Source organism: Citrobacter sp. Cpo091, from assembly GCF_030332645.1.
GTDB lineage: Bacteria > Pseudomonadota > Gammaproteobacteria > Enterobacterales > Enterobacteriaceae > Citrobacter > Citrobacter portucalensis.
Map to the genome: position 1 here is coordinate 166,301 of NZ_JAOWHL010000041.1, position 19,927 is coordinate 186,227.

Genomic DNA, 19,927 nt, shown 5'->3' on the forward strand with positions numbered 1-19,927 from the left:
GGCGTTTTTGTTTTTATCACTCGGTCACAATTAGTACATCAACCCAACAAACAAATCATAATTAGTGTGATCAACTAATTGGATCGAAAACTATCTCTATAATACTCTACCCTTGCGGCCAATAACCGCAGTCTATAACAAAATAAGACTTTTTCGGCGCGTTTAAGCATACGCGTTCATACTTTTCGGGATGGCTTTGAAAGGCGATGGAATATGAATAAAACTGCACCTACGGGCTTGCTGCAGCAACCTCGTCCGTTCTTCATGATCTTCTTTGTGGAATTATGGGAACGATTTGGCTATTACGGCGTACAGGGCATCCTGGCGGTATTTTTTGTTAAGCAGCTCGGATTTTCACAAGAACAGGCATTTGTCACCTTTGGTGCCTTTGCCGCACTGGTTTACGGCCTGATCTCGATCGGCGGCTACGTCGGCGACCACCTGTTAGGCACCAAGCGCACGCTGGTACTCGGTGCCATTGTGCTGGCAATCGGCTACTTCATGACCGGGATGTCGCTGCTTAAGCCGGATCTGATCTTTATTGCTTTGGGTACCATTGCCGTTGGTAACGGGTTATTTAAAGCCAACCCGGCAAGCCTGCTGTCAAAATGCTATCCCCCGAAAGACGCCCGTCTGGACGGTGCTTTCACCCTGTTTTACATGTCGATTAACATCGGTTCGCTGCTGTCACTGTCGCTGGCGCCGGTGATTGCCGATAAGTTTGGCTATGCTGTGACTTACAACCTGTGCGGAGCCGGACTAATCGTCGCGCTGCTGGTCTACTTTGCCTGCCGCGGAATGGTGAAAAATATCGGCTCTGAGCCAGACCATAAGCCACTGAACTTCCGTAACCTGCTGTACGTGCTGGCCGGTACGGTAGTGATGGTATTTATCTGCGCCTGGCTGATGCACAACGTGCAGATTGCCAACCTGGTGCTGATCGTCCTGTCGATTGCCGTGACCATCATCTTCTTCCGTCAGGCATTCAAACTGGATAAAACCGGGCGCAACAAGATGTTCGTGGCCTTTATCCTGATGCTGGAAGCGGTGGTGTTCTACGTGCTGTACGCGCAGATGCCGACATCGCTAAACTTCTTTGCGATCAATAACGTACACCATGAAATTCTTGGTTTCGCCATCAACCCGGTGAGCTTCCAGGCGCTGAACCCGTTCTGGGTGGTACTGGCGAGTCCGGTACTGGCCGCAATCTATACCCGTCTGGGCAACAAAGGCAAAGACCTGACCATGCCGATGAAATTTACGCTCGGTATGTTCCTGTGCTCATTGGGCTTCCTGACGGCCGCCGCTGCCGGGATGTGGTTTGCCGATGCACAAGGGCTGACGTCGCCGTGGTTTATCGTGCTGGTGTATCTGTTCCAGAGCCTGGGTGAACTGCTGATTAGCGCCCTGGGACTGGCTATGGTCGCCGCTCTCGTGCCACAACACCTGATGGGCTTCATTCTTGGGATGTGGTTCCTGACGCAGGCCGCAGCCTTCCTGATGGGGGGTTATGTCGCTACGTTCACCGCCGTACCAGAGAACATCACCGACCCGCTGCAAACGCTGCCTATCTATACCAACGTCTTCAGTAAGATTGGCCTTGTCACCCTGGCCGTAACGGTCGTGATGGCGATTATGGTGCCATGGCTGAACCGTATGATTAATACGCCGAGCACCGAGCAATAACCTTCAGTGCCGGATGGCGGCTATTGCCCCTATCCGGTCTACATTCAACATGCCCGGTCGCCTTGCGCTATCGGGCATTTTCACTCACTACCCTTTACGCGCGTCTATCCACTCCTGCACTTCCACCACAAAAGTGTCCGGTGCTTTACGGTACATTTTGCGCGCCAAGTCCAGAATCGTATGCTGGCCGAGCGCTTCTTCCATTCGCTGCTGAGCCATGTCCATTACCGAACGCACGCCACAAATGCCTTCACAGGCCCACTCCGGTGGATGTTCCTCAAATACCGCCAGCCGCTGGCGAATTTCACGACATTCAAAGATGCGCTTATCGCCATCAATAGCATTCACCACATCCAGCACCGTGATGTGTTCAGCGGGTTTAGCTAACTGGAAACCGCCACCTTTGCCTTCAATGCTGCGCACCAGACCCGCTTTGGACAGACGGGTGAAAATTTTTGCCAGATAGTCATACGGTACGCTTTGCAGTTCGGCTATTTCCCGCACGCTCATATCCCGCGCGTCGCCCTTACTGTCGACCATACACATCAGGCTATGAATGCCGTACTCAACTCCCGAACTGTAGAATGCCATTTTCTTATCTCAGCCAAAATGAATCTGAGTTTATTGTAGCTTTTTCATCTCATTCATTCCAGACAGCAAAGTGACCCCTTTTCACAAAACAAATTTAAACACATATTTATCAAACAGATAATCAAGAAACACCACCCTTTAAGGCAAAAAGGAGCTCGATCGCATTGCAATTCATAACTACGACAAATAAAATCCGAGTAAATAATTCGTAGTCACCAGTGAGAAAACCCCAATGCGTAAACAAATTCTGATCGTGGGCGCCGGCTTTGCCGGTATGTGGGCAGCATTAAGCGCCGCACGACTGGCGGATAAACATCAGCAGGCAATTGATATTACAGTAATTGCTCCACAGCCGGAGCTGCGTGTCCGCCCACGATTTTATGAAAGCGCCGTTCATACGCTGGTCGCACCACTGCAACCGTTGTTTGACGTTACCGGCGTCAACTTCCTGCAAGGTCACGTCGAGCAAATCCTCCCGGACTCTAAAGAGGTGAGCTGGAAAGATGCCAACGGTGACACTCATCTGCGTCGCTATGACCGCCTGGTGCTCGCCAGCGGAAGTCACGTAAACCGCGACGCCGTCGCCGGTGCCGCCGAGCACGCGTTTGACCTCGACCAACTCGAGAGCGCCGCTGTACTGGAGCAGCACATTAATAATCTGGCATTACAACCGGAAAGTGAGGCTCGTAATACCGTGGTGGTCTGTGGTGGTGGTTTCACCGGGATAGAGATGGCGCTGGAATTACCGGGTCGTTTGCGCGAAATATTGGGCACTGATGCTAAGACCAGAGTTGTCGTAGTTGAACGCGGTGCTCAGCCAGGCGGACGCTGGAGCCAGGAATTACGTGACGTGATTATCGAAGCCTCTGCTGAACTGGGCGTCGAGTGGCTGGTCAATGCGGAAGTAGAGTGTGTGGATGCCTCCGGAGTCACGCTGAAAGATGGGCAGGTGATTGCCTCTCAGACGGTTATCTGGACCGTCGGCGTGCAGGCTAATAGCCTGACAGCACAGATTAACGCCCCGCGCGATCGCCAGGGCCGTCTGCATGTGAATGCCAATCTGCAGGTTGTGGGTCACGATGATATCTACGCCACTGGCGATGTGGCCTATGCCGCCACCGACGACAAAGGCAACCATGCGTTAATGACCTGTCAGCACGCGATTTTGTTGGGTAAATTTGCCGGTAATAACGCCGCGGCGGACCTGTTGGACGTAACGCCATTGCCATATCGTCAGGAAAACTACGTCACCTGCCTGGATCTTGGTGCCTGGGGTGCGGTGTATAGCGAAGGATGGGATCAGCAGGTGAAACTGACGCGCGCAGAAGCGAAGAAGCTGAAGGTGTCGATTGTCAGCGAGCTGATTTACCCACCGAAAGCAGACCGAGCAGTAGCATTTGAGATTGCCGACCCGCTGGCACCGTTTGTTTAATAGGTTATGCCGGATGCGGCTAACGCCTTATCCGGCCTACAAACCACGCACAGCCGTAGGCCTGATAAGCGCAGCACATCAGGCAGCACAGCGCACCAAGCCGGATGCGGCTAACGCCTTATCCGGCCTACAAACCACACGCTGCCGTAGGCCTGATAAGCGCAGCACATCAGGCAACACAGCGCACCAAGCCGGATGCGGCTAACGCCTTATCCGGCCTACAAACCACACGCTGCCGTAGGCCTGATAAGCGCAGCGCATCAGGCAGCACAGCGCACAGATCTACAAACTATGCTGTCCCAGCGTAGATATCAAACCGATGCCCTTTCGTGACTACCGCATTCGGCGTGGCGACATCCGCCAGCGGCGGAGCGTAATCAGGGCGCTTCACCACCACACGTTTGGTGGCCAACTGACGCGCAGGCTCCAGCAGCCCATCCGCATCTAAATCCGGCCCCACCAGCGACTGAAACACCCGCATTTCTTTTTTCACCAGCGCGCTTTTCTGCTTATGTGGAAACATCGGATCGAGGTACACCACCTGCGGGCGCGGCGTGATATCGGTTAACGCCGTCAGACTCGACGCATGGATCAGCTGTAAACGTTCCTGCAGCCACGGACCGATTTCCGGGTCGGCATAGCCGCGCGCCAGGCCATCATCGAGCAGTGCCGCAACCACCGGATTACGTTCCAGCATTCGTACGCGGCAGCCTACCGAGGCCAGTACAAACGCATCGCGCCCGAGCCCCGCGGTTGCATCGACCACATCCGGCAGGTAATCGCCTTTAATGCCAACCGCCTTCGCCACCGCTTCACCGCGTCCACCGCCAAATTTGCGCCGATGGGCCATCGCACCACCCACGAAATCCACGAAGATACCGCCGAGTTTGGGTTCATCACGTTTGCGCAGTTCCAGATGTTCCGGCATCATCACCAGCGCCATCAGGTTATCTTCATCGTGTTCCAGTCCCCAGCGGGCGGCAAGAACAGATAAGGCGCCGTCTCCGGCGCCTGTTTCATCTACTAAGCAGATTTTCAATTCCGCTTTACCCTAAATAATTCGAGTTGCATCAAGACAACAAGTGAAGGAATCCCTGGGAACGTACAAATAGTACGTGACCAGGGTGAGTGAGCGCAGTTGCCGAAGAGGCAGCTTGAAGTATGACGGGTAAATCAGCCTTTGATCCCGTAATGCTCCAGCATTGCATCCAGCTGTGGCTCGCGGCCACGGAAGCGCTTGAACAGTTCCATCGGCTCTTCAGAACCGCCACGGGTGAGGATGTTATCGAGGAACGATTGTCCGGTTTGACGGTTGAAAATCCCTTCATCTTCGAAGCGAGAGAAGGCATCTGCCGCCAGTACGTCTGCCCACAGATAGCTGTAGTAACCCGCTGCGTAGCCACCAGCAAAAATGTGGCTGAAGGCATGCGGGAAGCGGCCCCACGTTGGGCCCGGCACCACGGCGACCTGTTTTTTAATTTCCGCCAGCGTCTCGAGGATTTTAGCCCCTTGCTGCGGGTTAAACTCCGCGTGCAGACGGAAATCAAACAGACCGAACTCCAGTTGACGCAGAATAAACAGCGCTGCCTGGTAGTTTTTCGCCGCCAGCATTTTATCCAGCAGTTCCTTCGGCAGCGGCTCACCGGTCTCAAAGTGACCAGAGATAAACGCCAACGCTTCCGGCTCCCAACACCAGTTCTCCATAAACTGGCTCGGCAGTTCGACCGCATCCCATGGCACACCGTTGATACCGGAAACGCCCGCGGTTTCGACACGGGTCAGCATATGGTGCAGACCATGGCCGAACTCGTGGAACAGGGTGATCACTTCGTCGTGGGTGAACAGCGCAGGTTTACCGTTCACCGGACGGTTAAAGTTACAGGTCAGGTAAGCGACCGGCTTTTGCAATGTGCCGTCTGTCTTACGCATCTGGCCGACACAGTCGTCCATCCACGCCCCACCGCGTTTGTGTTCACGGGCATACAGATCAAGATAGAAGCTGCCGCGCAGCTCGTTGTTTTCGTCGTACAGCTCGAAGAAACGAACTTCCGGATGCCAGACGTCAACATCGGTGCGCTCTTTGGCGGTGATGCCATAAATACGTTTAACCACTTCAAACAGACCGTTAACGGCTTTGTTTTCCGGGAAGTAAGGACGCAGCTGCTCGTCGCTGATGCTGTAGAGGTGCTGTTTTTGTTTCTCGCTGTAGTAAGCGATATCCCACGGCTGTAGCTCATCAACACCAAATTCCGCTTTCGCGAAGGCGCGCAGCTGAGCCAGCTCTTTCTCACCCTGCGGACGGGCACGTTTCGCCAGATCAGTCAGGAAGTCGAGTACCTGCTGCGGGTTCTCCGCCATTTTGGTAGCCAGAGATTTAAAGGCGTAGCTTTCAAAGCCCAGCAGTTGTGCCAGTTCGTGGCGCAGCGCGAGGATCTCTTCCATTATCGGGCTGTTGTCCCATTTGCCCGCGTTTGGCCCCTGGTCAGATGCGCGCGTGGAGTATGCGCGATACATCTCTTCACGCAGCCCCTGGTTATCACAGTAGGTCATCACCGGCAGGTAGCTTGGGATATCCAGGGTTAACAGATAGCCTTCCTGCTCTTTGGCTTCAGCCTGCGCTTTTGCGGCGGCCAGCGCGCTTTCCGGCATCCCGGCAAGTTCCGCTTCGTCGGTCACCAGCTTGGTCCAGCCCATCGTAGCATCGAGGACGTTATTGCTGTACAGGTTGCCAAGCTCAGACAGGCGGGTGGCAATCTCACCATAGCGCTGCTGTTTTTCCTTCGGCAGACCAATACCAGAAAGCTCAAAATCGCGCAGCGCGTTATCAACCGCTTTTTTCTGTGCGGTGTTCAGGGTGGCGTAATGATCGCCATCACGCAGGTCGCGGTACGCTTTGTACAGGCCTTCATGTTGTCCAACCCAGGTACTGTATTCAGACAGCAGCGGCAGCGTTTGTTCGTAGGCTTCACGCAGTTCCGGGCTGTTTTTCACCGAATTCAGGTGGCTAACAGGAGAGAAAATACGCCCCAGCACATCGTCGACTTCTGCCAACGGCTGGCAGAGATTTTCCCAGGTGTACGGCGCGCCCTGCGCAACCACTCGCTCAACATTTTCACGGCAATCGTTCAGCGCCTTAGTGACGGCAGGCACAACGTGCTCTGGCTGAATTTTAGAAAACGGCGGCAATTCGAAGGGAGTCAGCAATGGATTGGTCATTAGCGCGGTCCTGTTGAAAAGAGTGAATGAAGCGCGTATCCGGCGCTGTGCATATTAATTTGTACAATGGGGTTAAGTGTAGAGGATTTCAATGCTAACCGTGATGGAAAGACGCCCGGTGACGCTGCGCTTACCGGGCCTACGGGTAATCCGTGTCGATCTGCTGTAAACTGTGGCAAATCGTCATTTCAGCGGAATTTCATTACCCATGCTCAGTTATCGCCACAGTTATCACGCAGGCAACCACGCCGACGTCCTTAAACACACCGTTCAGAGCCTGATCATTGAATCGCTCAAAGAGAAAGAAAAACCGTTTCTCTATCTGGACACCCATGCTGGTGCTGGCCGTTATCAGCTGAGCAGTGAGCATGCCGAACGCACCGGTGAATACCTGGAAGGGATCGCGCGTATCTGGCAGCAGGACGATTTGCCTGTCGAGCTGGAACCCTACATTGGCGTGGTGCAACACTTCAACCGTAGCGGTCAGCTGCGCTACTACCCGGGCTCTCCGTTAATTGCTCGCCAGCTGCTGCGCGAACAGGACAGCCTGCAATTAACTGAACTGCACCCGAGCGACTTCCCTCTGCTGCGCGGCGAATTCCAGAAAGATGAGCGCGCTCGCGTGGCCAAAGCCGATGGTTATCAGCAGCTGAAAGCAAAATTACCGCCAGTTTCCCGTCGTGGGTTGATCCTTATCGATCCACCCTACGAAATCAAAAGCGACTACCAGGCAGTAGTGACCGGTATTAACGAAGGCTACAAACGTTTCGCGACCGGCACCTATGCGTTGTGGTATCCGGTGGTTCTGCGCCAACAAATCAAGCGCATGATCCACGACCTGGAAGACACCGGCATCCGCAAAATTCTGCAAATTGAGCTGGCAGTACGCCCGGACAGCGATCAGCGCGGCATGACGGCATCCGGCATGATTGTGATTAACCCACCGTGGAAGCTGGAGCAGCAGATGAACAACGTCCTACCGTGGTTACACAGCAAACTGGTTCCGACAGGAACTGGTCATACTTCAGTCAACTGGATCGTCCCTGAGTAATCACAAATATCAGTGGAACCTATCAGGCGGTGTCATACAATTACGGCAATCACCGACGATGTTTGTTAGTCCTGATAAGCACGATATTGTCAGGTAATCATTCACAGAACAGTTAAAGGAAAAGCCATGACCAGGCATTACGATTACATCGCTATTGGCGGCGGCAGCGGCGGTATTGCCTCCATTAACCGTGCAGCAATGTACGGTCAAAAATGCGCACTGATTGAAGCCAAAGAGTTAGGCGGCACCTGCGTTAACGTTGGCTGCGTACCGAAGAAAGTGATGTGGCATGCCGCACAGGTCCGCGAAGCGATCCATATGTACGGGCCGGATTACGGTTTCGACACCACCATCAATAAGTTCGACTGGGATAAACTGATTGCCAGCCGTACCGCTTATATCGATCGCATTCATACCTCGTACGACAACGTGCTGGGCAAAAATAATGTCGATGTGATTAAAGGTTTTGCGCGCTTCGTTGATGCAAAAACCGTTGAAGTGAATGGTGAAACCATTACTGCCGATCATATTTTGATTGCCACTGGTGGTCGCCCGAGTCGCCCGGCTGTCCCTGGCGCGGAATACGGTATTGATTCTAATGGTTTCTTTGAGCTGCCAGCGTTACCAGAACGCGTGGCTGTTGTTGGTGCAGGCTACATTGCCGTTGAGCTGGCAGGCGTGATTAACGGCCTGGGTGCCCAAACGCACCTGTTCGTACGCAAACACGCGCCGCTGCGTAGCTTTGATCCGATGATCGTCGACACGCTGGTTGAGGTGATGAACGCCGAAGGCCCGACTCTGCATACTCACGCGATTCCAAAAGCGGTTGTTAAAAACGCTGACGGCAGCCTGACTCTGCAACTGGAAGATGGTCGTAGCGAAACGGTGGATTGCCTGATTTGGGCGATTGGTCGTGAGCCAGAAACGGACAACTTCAATCTGGCTGTTACCGGCGTGAAAACCAACGAAAAAGGCTACATCGTCGTTGATAAATTCCAGAACACCAGCGTGCCGGGTATTTATGCCGTCGGCGACAATACCGGTGCCGTTGAGCTGACGCCGGTTGCCGTTGCCGCGGGCCGTCGCCTGTCCGAGCGTCTGTTTAACAACAAACCGGACGAGCATCTGGACTACAGCAACATCCCGACCGTGGTCTTCAGCCATCCGCCAATTGGCACCGTGGGCCTGACCGAGCAGCAGGCTCGCGAACAGCACGGCGATGACCAGGTGAAAGTGTATAAATCATCATTTACCGCAATGTATACCGCTGTCACCACACACCGTCAGCCATGCCGCATGAAGCTGGTTTGCGTCGGTCCGGAAGAGAAAATTGTCGGTATTCACGGTATTGGTTTTGGAATGGATGAAATGCTGCAAGGCTTCGCGGTGGCGCTGAAAATGGGCGCGACTAAGAAAGACTTCGATAACACCGTCGCTATTCACCCGACTGCGGCAGAAGAATTCGTCACTATGCGCTAATTGCCCATGTGTAGACGTTATTCACTACACGCTTAAGTAACACTCCTCCGGCAACCGGAGGGGTGTTATGTCACCGCCGCCCGCGCTATTCGGCCAACGCGCGCATCTCTTTAATCAGGTCAGATTTCCCTTCAAACCCTATGCCCGGCAGTTCTGGCATGACGATATGACCCTCTTCCACCTTAACTGAATCCGGGAAACCGCCGTACGGTTGGAACAGATCCGGATAACTTTCATTCCCACCGAGACCAAGACCCGCCGCAATGTTCAGCGACATCTGATGACCGCCATGCGGTATGCAGCGTGATGGGGACCAGCCAAACTGCGCCAGTACGTCGAGGGTACGCAGATATTCGACCAGACCGTAGGAAAGCGCACAGTCAAATTGCAGGTAGTCGCGATCCGGGCGCATGCCGCCGTAGCGCAGCAGGTTGCGCGCATCCTGATGAGAAAAGAGATTTTCACCCGTCGCCATCGAACCTGGGTAAAATTCTGACAGCGCGGCCTGGAGAGAATAATCCAGCGGGTCGCCAGCTTCTTCGTACCAGAACAATGGATAATCTCGTAGCATTTTGGCATAGGCAATACTGGTTTCCAGATTAAAGCGTCCATTGGCATCAACGGCAAGACGCGCTTCATCGCCAATTTCAGTCAACACCGCTTCGATACGGCGACGGTCCTCTTCCAACGATGCGCCGCCGATTTTCATTTTAACCACGTTGTAGCCGCGGTTCAGGTAGCCTCGCATTTCCTGACGCAGCGCGCTCAGATCTTTACCCGGATAATAGTAACCTCCCGCCGCGTAGACAAAGACGCGTGGATTCGCCTCAACACCCTTCATCTCAGCCAGCAGACGGAACAACGGCTTGTTGGCAATTTTGGCAACGGCATCCCAGATAGCCATATCCAGCGTGCCCACAGCCACCGAACGCTCACCATGGCCCCCCGGCTTCTCATTACTCATCATGACGTCCCAGATTTTATGCGGATCCAGGTTATCGCCTTCGGCATTCAACAAACTTTCCGGGTCAGCGTCCAGAATGCGGTTACGGAAGCGTTCGCGGATCAATCCCCCCTGGCCGTAACGGCCATTAGAGTTAAATCCGTATCCCACCACACGGCGGCCCTCTATCTCAACATCAGTCACAACGGCCACCAGGCTGGTCGTCATCTTGCTGAAATCGATATAGGCATTACGAATAGGGGAAGCGATGGGTTTGGTAATTTCTACAACATCGAGGATACGCATGTTTTCTCCGGCGGGTTCTTGGTCAGTTATGCTTGCACTTACGCGCCTGTAAAAAGTGATAACTCATGCCGGTTTATTATTGGCATAATGCACTCAGGCAGCATTTAAGGACGCCATCGTCCTGTATTTCTCCATCTTAAGCAGTGCCTATTTACTGATCTAATGCCAAAGAGGCTGGCTGTAATGCAAAATCGGCATCACCTGGAACTCACCTGGCTTGAAGACTGCGTTGCGCTGGCGCAGTCACTCAATTTCTCCCGCGCAGCCGCTTCCCGATATGTGACGCAGCCCGCATTCAGTCGGCGCATTGTTTCGCTGGAAGAGTGGCTTGGAACGCCGATTTTTGAACGTAACCGCCGTGGTGTCAGCCTGACCCGTGCGGGGGAAGTTTTCGTCGCTCAGGTGCCCGAACTGATCCGGGCGCTATACACCCTGAGAAATGAAACCATCGAAGCGGCGGGAAATTCCCGACCGGATGTTATTTTCTCCGCAACGCATTCCCTGTCGTTCTCATTTTTTCCGGCGCTGATGCGCAATAATGAAAAAATCGCCCGTTTCGGCTCATTTCGCCTGCTGTCAGACACGCTCAGCGCCTGTGAACGGATGATTGAAAAAGGGGATGCGCAGTTTCTGCTGTGTTATTACCACCCTCACATGCACATCAACCTCGATCAGACGAAATATCTTAGCGTCCGTCTCGGTCGAGAAATGTTATTACCTTACTCCAAATGCGATCCCCGCTCTCATCAGCCGCTCTGGCAGGCTACGGGGGGCAAAAAATTTCCGTTTCTCTCCTTCTCTGCAGAATCCGGTCTGGGGAGGATCCTCTCGAACACGTCATCGGTGAATCATGCCCGACGCGGTATGGACATCGCATTCACCGCCGATCTGGCCGCCACGCTGCTGGCGATGGTCAAAGCCGGGGACGGCATTGCCTGGCTGCCGGAAAGTCTGGCGGCCCCGGACGTTCAGGCCGGGACGATCGCCGCGGCGGCTTCACAGAAGAGCGGGTTATGGATACCCATTGATATCCGACTGTTTCGGCCTGCGGGCAGAATGTCCAGAGCAGTAGAAGAATTGTGGGGAATATTTGTGGATGAGCAGAGGTAAATACTCGCCAGGTAAAGAAGAATTATCCAGCCTGCAAAACGCGTCAGGCTGGATAACGCCAGAGGTTATTTACCCTGCATATATGGCGTATACACGCCGTTTAAGCTTTCGAGGAACGCCACGATATCGTCGATATCTTCCTGCGGCAGTTCTTTACCCACCTGATAACGCAGCATCAGTTTTACCGCACCATCGAGCGTAGGCACATCACCGCGATGGAAATAAGGTGCGGTCAGCGCAACATTACGCAAGCCCGGGACTTTTTGACGCAGCTTGTCACGTAATTCATTAGTGACGTTCATGCGGCCAATATCTGCGGCAGTGACCTCACCGAAATTAAAGTCCTTTTTCAAACCCAATGGCTCAAATGAGCGCCCGCCTAAAATAATACCGCCATGACAGGTCGCACACTTATTATCTTTAAACAATTGATAGCCATGTTTCTGCTGAGCAGTTAACGCCGCTTCATCGCCGCGTAGCCATTTATCAAACGGCGAATTTGGCGTAATTAGCGTTTTCTCAAACTCAGCAATCGCATCAGTAATATTATCCCCGCTGAATCCCTGCGGATAAACCGCGATAAACTCTTGCTTCAATTGCGGATCTTTATCCAGTTTCTGGATAATTTCATCCCAGGATTTAGACGCCATTTCGATAGGGTTCAACGGCGGGCCGCCTGCCTGCGCCTGCAATGTTGGCGCACGACCATCCCAGAATTGTTCAACGTTGAAGACCGAGTTAAACACCGTCGGCGCATTAATCGGGCCAACGGCGCCACCTACGCCGATAGACGTTTTCCGGCCATCCACGCCGCCTGCATTCAGGGCGTGGCAATGCGCGCAAGAAATCGTGCTGTCGCCTGAAATACGCGGGTCGTGGTAAAGCGTAAAGCCAAGCGCTACTTTGCGGGCATCGGTCGGGATACTTTCTGGTATCGGTTGTACCGGTTCATTACGATGCTGCGCGGCGGTATCGTTACTGGCGTAATACTGCTCACGCTGTTTCGCAATCCAGCCCAGGATCTCGGCTCGCTCCGTATCGCTGACCTTCCCGGCCCAGTGCAGCGCGGTATATCGCGTTGGCGGCATGGTGTCGTACTGCATCACCCATTCAATTTTATTCAGGTCGCTTTGCGAAACGGGTTTATCTGCGACCAGCGCCGCACGAACGGCCTCAAGATTGAATGATTTGTATCCCAGTTGAATATCATAATTCATCAACTGCTTAGCGACAGGAAAAGAAGAATAGAAAGGTAATTCAGCTGAAGGCGTGTGACAATAATCGCATCCTTTTTCGCGTAAAAATCCTAATACCTTATTATTTTCTTCCAGCGTAGAGGCCTGAACATCAGCCTGTTTGCTACGTTGATTATCGTGATACCACACATAACCGGATAATCCAAAATAACAAATCACGATGCCAGCTATGGCAATCGCGGTAAGACGGGTAATGATTTTCATTATTTTACCCTCACCGTTGTGAGTTATTGTGACCCAGAAAAATTAGAATAATTAATGCACAGTCTTTGTCAGACCTGACCATCATAGGAAATAAGGGGATTACTATTTTGATAAGTATCAAGCAATTACATGGAGGAGAACTATCAATAGAATAGCCTGCGCCTATTATAGAGATAAGGCGTTACCTGTCTCTGTTCACACCTCGTTGCAATCGAATGCTCTGAAAATGGAATATATTCAGATCATGCAGAACTTTGAATTATCCATTATTTTCATTGGGATAGTCTGATTCTTTAAATTTTGCTCAGCATTAAAACGTGATCAACCGCACGCTTTACTCACCCGACACCGAAGCGAATGTCTACGCTTAACTGACGACCGGGCAATAGCCTTAATCTTTCAACGTCCATCGGAGGTCTTTCTCATTATGCTCAACCAGAAACTACCCCACGCCCCTTCTGAAGAAATGACGATCGACATCGATCTGCTTTATGAAATGGATCCGTGCGAGTTAAAGCTGGATGAAATGATTGAGGCGGAGCCTGAGCCGGAGATGATTGAAGGACTTCCCGCTTCAGATGCGTTAACCCCTGCCGATCGTTATCTCGAACTGTTCGAACACGTCCAGTCATCCAAACTGTTTGCGGATAGTAAAACCTTCCCAGATTGTGCGCCCAAAATGGACCCGCTCGACATTTTAATTCGCTATCGCAAGGTTAAACGCCATCGGGACTTCGATCTGCGACTCTTCATCGAGAACCATTTCTGGCTCCCGGAAACGCCCTCCAGCGAATACGTTTCTGACCCGGAAAGTTCGCTGAAAGAACATATCGATCAACTGTGGCCGGTGCTGACGCGCGAGCCGCAGGATCACATTCCCTGGTCCTCGCTGCTGGCGTTACCGCAGTCATACATTGTGCCTGGCGGGCGTTTTAGCGAAACCTACTACTGGGATTCCTACTTTACCATGCTGGGTCTGGCAGAGAGCGGCCGCGAAGATCTGCTGAAATGTATGGCAGATAACTTTGCCTGGATGATTGAAAACTATGGTCACATCCCGAACGGCAACCGTACTTACTATCTGAGTCGCTCACAGCCGCCCGTTTTTGCCCTGATGGTGGAGCTGTTTGAAGAAGATGGCGTACGCGGCGCGCGTCGTTACCTTGATCATCTAAAAATGGAGTACGCGTTCTGGATGGATGGCGCCGATTCCCTGGTACTCAACCAGGCCTACCGCCACGTGATCAGAATGTCGGACGGCTCTCTACTTAACCGCTATTGGGACGATCGTGATACGCCGCGCGATGAGTCATGGCTTGAAGACGTCGAGACCGCCAAGCATTCGGGTCGCCCGCCCAATGAAGTGTATCGGGATTTACGCGCGGGCGCGGCTTCTGGCTGGGATTATTCATCGCGCTGGCTGCGCGACGCAGGCCGCCTTGCCAGCATACGCACCACGCAGTTCATCCCAATTGACCTGAACGCATTCCTCTACAAGCTGGAAAGCACTATCGCCAATATTTCCGCGCTGAAAGGTGACAAAGAAACGGAAGAGCTGTTTCGCCAGAAAGCCAGCGATCGTCGTGATGCGGTAAACCGCTATCTCTGGGACGATGAAAACGGCTGCTATCGCGATTACGACTGGCGGCGCGAACAAATGGCCCTGTTCTCTGCCGCCAGTATTGTGCCGCTGTATGTCGGTATGGCAACGCATGAACAAGCCGATCGGCTTGCTAACGCAGTTCGCAGTCGCCTGCTCACGCCCGGTGGCATTTTAGCCACAGAGCATGAAACCGGGGAACAATGGGATAAACCCAACGGCTGGGCGCCGCTGCAGTGGATGGCGATCCAGGGCTTCAAACTGTACGGTGACGACCATCTCGGGGATGAAATTGCCCGTAACTGGTTGAAAACGGTGAATCTCTTTTATCAGGAACACCACAAGCTTATCGAAAAATACCACATAGTCGACGCCGCGCCGCGTGAAGGCGGCGGCGGGGAATATCCGTTGCAGGACGGCTTTGGCTGGACCAATGGCGTGGTGCGCCGACTCATCGGTTTGTATGGCGAACCCTAGCGGCTGACGGTCTGAGTCATCAGGCTGTCAGTTAATTGCATCGTACAGCTCGGCGTGAATTTTCTGCCATTTCTTGTTCTCAGGGCTTGGCTGGGCGCGAACACGCAGCTCGGCCTGCTCAAGATCATATTGCTGACGCGCAACGACCGCAGGCACGGAACAAAAACTTTGCAGATAACTTTTATGCAGCGAAGTGAGCGATGCCCCATTCGACATCGCATGGCTGAGCGTAGTCATAAACTGTCGGCATGGTTTGCTTTCATCCATCTGCGAAGGGTAACGCAGCAACAGTCTCAACACCTCAGTATTGCCCGCCGAAAATGCCTGCTCCGTCCACGCCAGCTTCCAGTCCATCCCGCCCTGCAGGAACAGTGACGTCACGCGGATGTCATTGCGATCGATAGCCGCCCGCATGTTAAAGGCATCCCAGGTGATGCCCATTCGGGTCACCGCCTCCCGTGCGCTGGGGGCATCGCGTCGCGGTTCCTCCTGCACAATTTCAACGGATTGTCCGGAAGACGACTGTGGCGCCGGCGAAGTGAATAACCAGAACGCACCCAGCGAAATCGCCAGCACCATCACGCCGACCGCTACCCACAACATGCCGGAAATCAGCTGTTCACGTTCTTCCGCCGTGCGCTTGGCCCGCTTTTCCGGCGGATCAATACTGTCTGCGATTTCATGCTTATCGCCTCCCGCTTGCTCGTCTTTTTGCTTTGCTGTTTCCCAAAACTGGCGGACCATGGCCTCATCAGATTCCAGATACGACGCAGGATTAATGCGCGTACGCCGTTCTTCAAATGCCCGTTGCACAGGATGAGTTATCTGTCGGTACTGGTAGTCCAGCAACATCAGTTGTACTGACGTCAGCGGCTGCTGCGCGATAACGCAGTTACGAGCCAGGCGGCAATCATCCAAAAACATGCGTAGCGTGATGCGCGGCTCAACAAATGACATGAGCACTGAGGTATCGTTAAAAATCTGCGTAAAGTGGCGAACGAATAATTTCTTATCGACGACCATCAGCGCCAGCTCGCTAAACATCATACCGTCCAGCGCATCTCGTCCTTCGCCCAACTTTAGCCAGCGACGCAGACGTTCACCACCAAAGTGCTGTTTCAGAAAGCTGTTGAGAGGATGTTGATCCGGCCATACCCGTGCAATCAGAGATTTGAGGGTTAATTCTATTGCGCGAAGTTGACGCTGCGCCCGCATCTGAGCATCCGGCTCCACAGGTGCAATTTCGGTTTGATACTTCAGGATGGGCTGTTGCTGGCGTAATTGTTCCAGAGAAGCCACAAAGCGCAGCGCTGAAATCAGCTGGTTTTCACTGACGTCCTGGCCATTTTCATATTGGGGTACACTCTGTTGAAGATGACGTAGCCGCAGAGTGAACTGGCTCAATTGCGCATCATTCATCTGCAACCGTCTGGCGACAGCCCCCCAGCCGCCCAGATTCAGTCGTGCCTGATCCAGTTGCTCGAGAAACCACCGTGGGTCTTTGCCTTCTGCGGCATGTACGCCTAGCAGCAGTAATATTTCAACCGACGCCTGGCGGATAATCCCCAGACAATGTTCAAAGGGTGTACATGTCGCTTGTAACGCGCTATTGGTCATCATCTTCCCTAAAAGGACCCAAAACGTGCGGCCTCACCATGGTATGTAATTATCTTTTTTAAACGCAACGTTGTGCCGATGTAGACTAGAACACATTCATATAGCAAATAAATAAGTTTTACAGTGACTTCCGCACAATCATTGAAAATTATTCTGGAGATAAGCCTGTGCCTGTACTGCAAACATCACGTCTGCTCTGCCGCCCACTGACAGAAAATGACTGGACGTTCTTCTTAACGCTACAGCAGAACCCAGATGTGATGCGCTTTGTCGCTGACGCACGTACTGAAGAGGAAATACGGACAGCCTTCGACTCCCGCCTGCCTGAATGGTATCCCGGCAGCCCATACTGGCTATGTCTGCTCCTGTGCGATAAGACATCGGGAGCACCGCTTGGCGTGACCGGATACATTCAGGATAACAATGAATGTGCCGAGGTTGGCTTTCTGCTCGCCCCACAGGCACAGGGTAAAGGTTATGGCGCTGAATCTCTGCATGCCGTGTGTGAATACGCTTTTGCCAGCGGCGGTCTGCGGCGGCTAACCGCCTGTGTCACCGCAGGAAACGAAGCCTCACGGCGTCTGTTGGAAAAGGTCGGGTTTATTCATGAAGGCACGCTACGCGCAAGCTATTGGCTACATCAAACCTGGCACGATGACTGGATTTTTGGTCTGTTAAAACAGGAATATCAGCCGCCCACGGCATAGGTCGTTTTGCGGTAAATACTGGCTGTCAGGCAACTAGCGTAACGGCGTGTTTTTTTTAGAATAGATCTCTTTGCACAGAGATGATTATGCCGCTGCGTTCGACGCATTTCACGCCCGCTTGTATTGCATTTATTAAGCAATGGCAGGGCCTGTCGCTGGAAAAGTATCAGGACAAAAAAGGCATCTGGGTCATTGGCTACGGACACGAAATCACCGCCAATGAATCCTTTGATACCCCAATTACGGTGATGCAGGCAGAAACATTGCTGCTCGCAGATATGAGGATCTGCGAGGCATTCATCCATAAGGAAATGACGCAAATAAAAGACAGGTTTCAGCTGGAAGCATTAATTACGTGGATATTCAGTGTGGGAATTACCCAATTTTGCGCTAAAAATATCTGGCCGGTGTTTATTTCACAGCCAGAAATATTCTGACTGTGAAATATGTTCCTAGTAAATGGTGTTGTTTAACATCATTGCCGCCTGCGTACGGTTTTTTACCTCCAGGCGCTGGTACAACGATTCAAGATGGGCTTTTACCGTTCCGGTACTGATATTTAACAGTCGACCAATTTGTTTATTAGATTCTCCGGCGGCCAGCATGGTCAAAATCTCCCGCTGACGCGCGCTGAGCAATCTGATATTTTGCCCACCGCTTTCGGTAGCGGTTATGCAGTCTCTGGGGATAAACATCATACCCATCGCGACGCTATTGAGGGCCAGCGTAAATGTTTCCGCGTCAGAATCGCGCGGAACAATGGCCAGCACGTTCAGTTTAGTGACCTCTTGCAGCCATTTTTTACGGCAGTCCGTTGCGGTCACCAGCACCTTCACCATCGCAAAGCGCTCTGCTATCTGTTGCAGCAAGCTACAGCAGAACTCAGCATCAAGGTCACCATCCAATATAACTAATGCCTCGGGTTTATCTTCCAGCGTCAGCCAAAGTTCATCTGCCTGACTGACACCCTGAACATCCACTCCTGGAATACGTTGCTGCAAACTTACATTCATTCCATGAATAAATATTGACTGCCTGTCAAACATTACTACCTGCATTATTTATCTCCATCCGAATAGGATATTAGCCTTAACATGCGGAAGGGTATTACCCATAGGGTAAAATAAGAAGTCACCATTTGGCGGGGGGCCATTTTACCGATAGACGGAGAAGAAAGAAGCAGAAGTTATGAATAGTTACAGCTCAACCCGAAGGATCATACAAAGGAGCAAAAACAGGTTCGAAAATTAGGGAAAGTCTTAATATTCGACGCTCATGATAAGACAATGAATATTAATTAATATGATTTTATATTTTTAGCTAAAAATAAGATATCTACGACAATGGATAAATCTGTTACAAAATACAATCTAGCATTAAGTGCTTATTCAACGCATGCCGTGACCTGTTGAATAAGCACCTTATGGGTTTACAGGAACATTCCGCCGGATACCTCGATACGCTGTGCCGTCATCCAGGCCAGTTCATCGCTTAGCAGCGCAGCAATGGCATCGCCGATATCATCCGGCAAACCAACGCGTCCCAGCGCCGTTTGCGATGCAATGTACGCATTCAATTGCGCATTATCCCGCACATTTCCGCCGCTAAAATCCGTTTCTATTGCGCCTGGCGCAATAATATTCGCCGTTATGCCGCGCTCTCCCAGCTCTTTTGCCTGATAACGGGTTAACACTTCCATCGCACCTTTCATGGCTGCGTATGCGCTGTAACCCGGTAGCGCAAAGCGGGCAAGCCCGGTCGAGACATTGAGGATGCGACCACCTTTATTCATCAGCGGTAGCAGGCTCTGCGTCAGGAAAAAGGGGCCCTTAAAATGGATGTTCAAAAGTTGGTCAAATTGCGCTTCAGTAAATGCCGGATACGGTGCGTTAATGCCGATTCCGGCATTGTTCAATAAATAATCAAACACGTTACTTTGCCACTGCGTTTGTAACGTTCCCTGCACCTGTTGAACAAACTGAGGGAATGTAGAAATATCACCGACATTCAACGGTAATGCCGCCGCTTTACCGCCAGATTGGCGTATTTCATCCACAACCTGCTGCGCTTCTTTTTCATTGCTGTTCCACGTCAGGATAATACCGATTCCTTTACTCGCTAGCTTCAGCGCCGCGTTTTTACCGAGTCCACGGCCGCCGCCAGTCACCAATGCGATACGTTGCGTCATAAGAAACCTCATTTCAGGTGTTGTGAAGATTGAGACAAAGCTTATTAGGTGATAGAAGAACAAT

16 protein-coding genes are annotated in these 19,927 nt (G+C 52.3%); 8 read left to right on the forward strand and 8 right to left on the reverse strand.

Going from position 1 to position 19,927, the window contains the following annotated elements; all coding sequences use genetic code 11:
• Positions 1–213 precede the first annotated feature (213 nt).
• Entirely contained in the window at positions 214–1,686 is a 1,473-nt protein-coding gene (gene dtpB, locus OGY04_RS22675; RefSeq protein WP_048215357.1) for a dipeptide/tripeptide permease DtpB, read from the forward strand.
• 87 nt (positions 1,687–1,773) lie between these two features.
• On the opposite strand, the gene OGY04_RS22680 is transcribed toward dtpB, so the two are convergent.
• Positions 1,774–2,277: an RrF2 family transcriptional regulator gene (locus tag OGY04_RS22680; protein WP_003023361.1), complete on the reverse strand. Its 504-nt coding sequence runs from the start codon at positions 2,275–2,277 to the stop codon at positions 1,774–1,776.
• A 232-nt stretch (positions 2,278–2,509) separates the two neighbouring features.
• Between OGY04_RS22680 and OGY04_RS22685 the strand changes: the two genes are divergently transcribed.
• On the forward strand, positions 2,510–3,709 hold the full coding sequence (locus tag OGY04_RS22685; RefSeq protein ID WP_286586052.1) for an NAD(P)/FAD-dependent oxidoreductase: 1,200 nt from the start codon (positions 2,510–2,512) through the stop codon (positions 3,707–3,709).
• A 289-nt stretch (positions 3,710–3,998) separates the two neighbouring features.
• Here the strand turns inward: OGY04_RS22685 and rsmJ are convergent, their stop codons facing one another.
• On the reverse strand, positions 3,999–4,748 hold the full coding sequence (gene rsmJ / locus OGY04_RS22690; RefSeq protein ID WP_153687802.1) for a 16S rRNA (guanine(1516)-N(2))-methyltransferase RsmJ: 750 nt from the start codon (positions 4,746–4,748) through the stop codon (positions 3,999–4,001).
• 134 nt (positions 4,749–4,882) lie between these two features.
• Positions 4,883–6,925 (reverse strand): oligopeptidase A, encoded by a 2,043-nt coding sequence (gene prlC / locus OGY04_RS22695; RefSeq protein WP_060682916.1) that lies wholly within the window; start codon positions 6,923–6,925, stop codon positions 4,883–4,885.
• Between the two features lie 208 nt (positions 6,926–7,133).
• On the opposite strand from prlC, the gene OGY04_RS22700 reads away from it, so the two are divergent.
• On the forward strand, positions 7,134–7,976 hold the full coding sequence (locus OGY04_RS22700) for a 23S rRNA (adenine(2030)-N(6))-methyltransferase RlmJ (protein WP_191215330.1): 843 nt from the start codon (positions 7,134–7,136) through the stop codon (positions 7,974–7,976).
• A 126-nt stretch (positions 7,977–8,102) separates the two neighbouring features.
• On the forward strand, positions 8,103–9,455 hold the full coding sequence (gorA, locus tag OGY04_RS22705) for a glutathione-disulfide reductase (protein WP_286586053.1): 1,353 nt from the start codon (positions 8,103–8,105) through the stop codon (positions 9,453–9,455).
• 85 nt (positions 9,456–9,540) lie between these two features.
• Here gorA and OGY04_RS22710 read toward each other — a convergent pair whose 3' ends face one another.
• Positions 9,541–10,704, reverse strand: a complete 1,164-nt coding sequence (locus OGY04_RS22710; RefSeq protein ID WP_008786398.1) for a mandelate racemase/muconate lactonizing enzyme family protein — start codon at positions 10,702–10,704, stop codon at positions 9,541–9,543.
• A 183-nt stretch (positions 10,705–10,887) separates the two neighbouring features.
• On the opposite strand from OGY04_RS22710, the gene OGY04_RS22715 reads away from it, so the two are divergent.
• Positions 10,888–11,814, forward strand: a complete 927-nt coding sequence (locus tag OGY04_RS22715) for a LysR family transcriptional regulator (RefSeq protein WP_020996067.1) — start codon at positions 10,888–10,890, stop codon at positions 11,812–11,814.
• Between the two features lie 65 nt (positions 11,815–11,879).
• On the opposite strand, the gene OGY04_RS22720 is transcribed toward OGY04_RS22715, so the two are convergent.
• Entirely contained in the window at positions 11,880–13,274 is a 1,395-nt protein-coding gene (locus tag OGY04_RS22720; protein WP_008786400.1) for a cytochrome-c peroxidase, read from the reverse strand.
• A gap of 427 nt (positions 13,275–13,701) precedes the next feature.
• Between OGY04_RS22720 and OGY04_RS22725 the strand changes: the two genes are divergently transcribed.
• The gene (locus tag OGY04_RS22725) at positions 13,702–15,351 is read left to right on the forward strand and encodes an alpha,alpha-trehalase (RefSeq protein WP_286586054.1); all 1,650 of its coding nucleotides are present in this window, start codon (positions 13,702–13,704) and stop codon (positions 15,349–15,351) included.
• A gap of 27 nt (positions 15,352–15,378) precedes the next feature.
• On the opposite strand, the gene OGY04_RS22730 is transcribed toward OGY04_RS22725, so the two are convergent.
• Positions 15,379–16,968: an STY4199 family HEPN domain-containing protein gene (locus tag OGY04_RS22730; protein ID WP_191222578.1), complete on the reverse strand. Its 1,590-nt coding sequence runs from the start codon at positions 16,966–16,968 to the stop codon at positions 15,379–15,381.
• Between the two features lie 167 nt (positions 16,969–17,135).
• On the opposite strand from OGY04_RS22730, the gene OGY04_RS22735 reads away from it, so the two are divergent.
• Both OGY04_RS22735 and OGY04_RS22740 read left to right on the forward strand, forming a co-directional pair.
• A complete protein-coding gene (locus OGY04_RS22735) occupies positions 17,136–17,675 on the forward strand; it encodes a GNAT family N-acetyltransferase (protein WP_048236974.1) in 540 nt (179 codons plus the stop codon).
• Between the two features lie 86 nt (positions 17,676–17,761).
• Positions 17,762–18,112, forward strand: coding sequence for a glycoside hydrolase family protein (locus OGY04_RS22740; protein ID WP_048215347.1), 351 nt, complete (start codon positions 17,762–17,764; stop codon positions 18,110–18,112).
• A 15-nt stretch (positions 18,113–18,127) separates the two neighbouring features.
• Here OGY04_RS22740 and OGY04_RS22745 read toward each other — a convergent pair whose 3' ends face one another.
• Entirely contained in the window at positions 18,128–18,733 is a 606-nt protein-coding gene (locus tag OGY04_RS22745) for a helix-turn-helix transcriptional regulator (protein ID WP_003827446.1), read from the reverse strand.
• Between the two features lie 371 nt (positions 18,734–19,104).
• Complete coding sequence (locus OGY04_RS22750) at positions 19,105–19,863, reverse strand: SDR family NAD(P)-dependent oxidoreductase (protein ID WP_032945309.1); 759 nt, start codon at positions 19,861–19,863, stop codon at positions 19,105–19,107.
• Between the last annotated feature and the right edge of the window lie 64 nt (positions 19,864–19,927).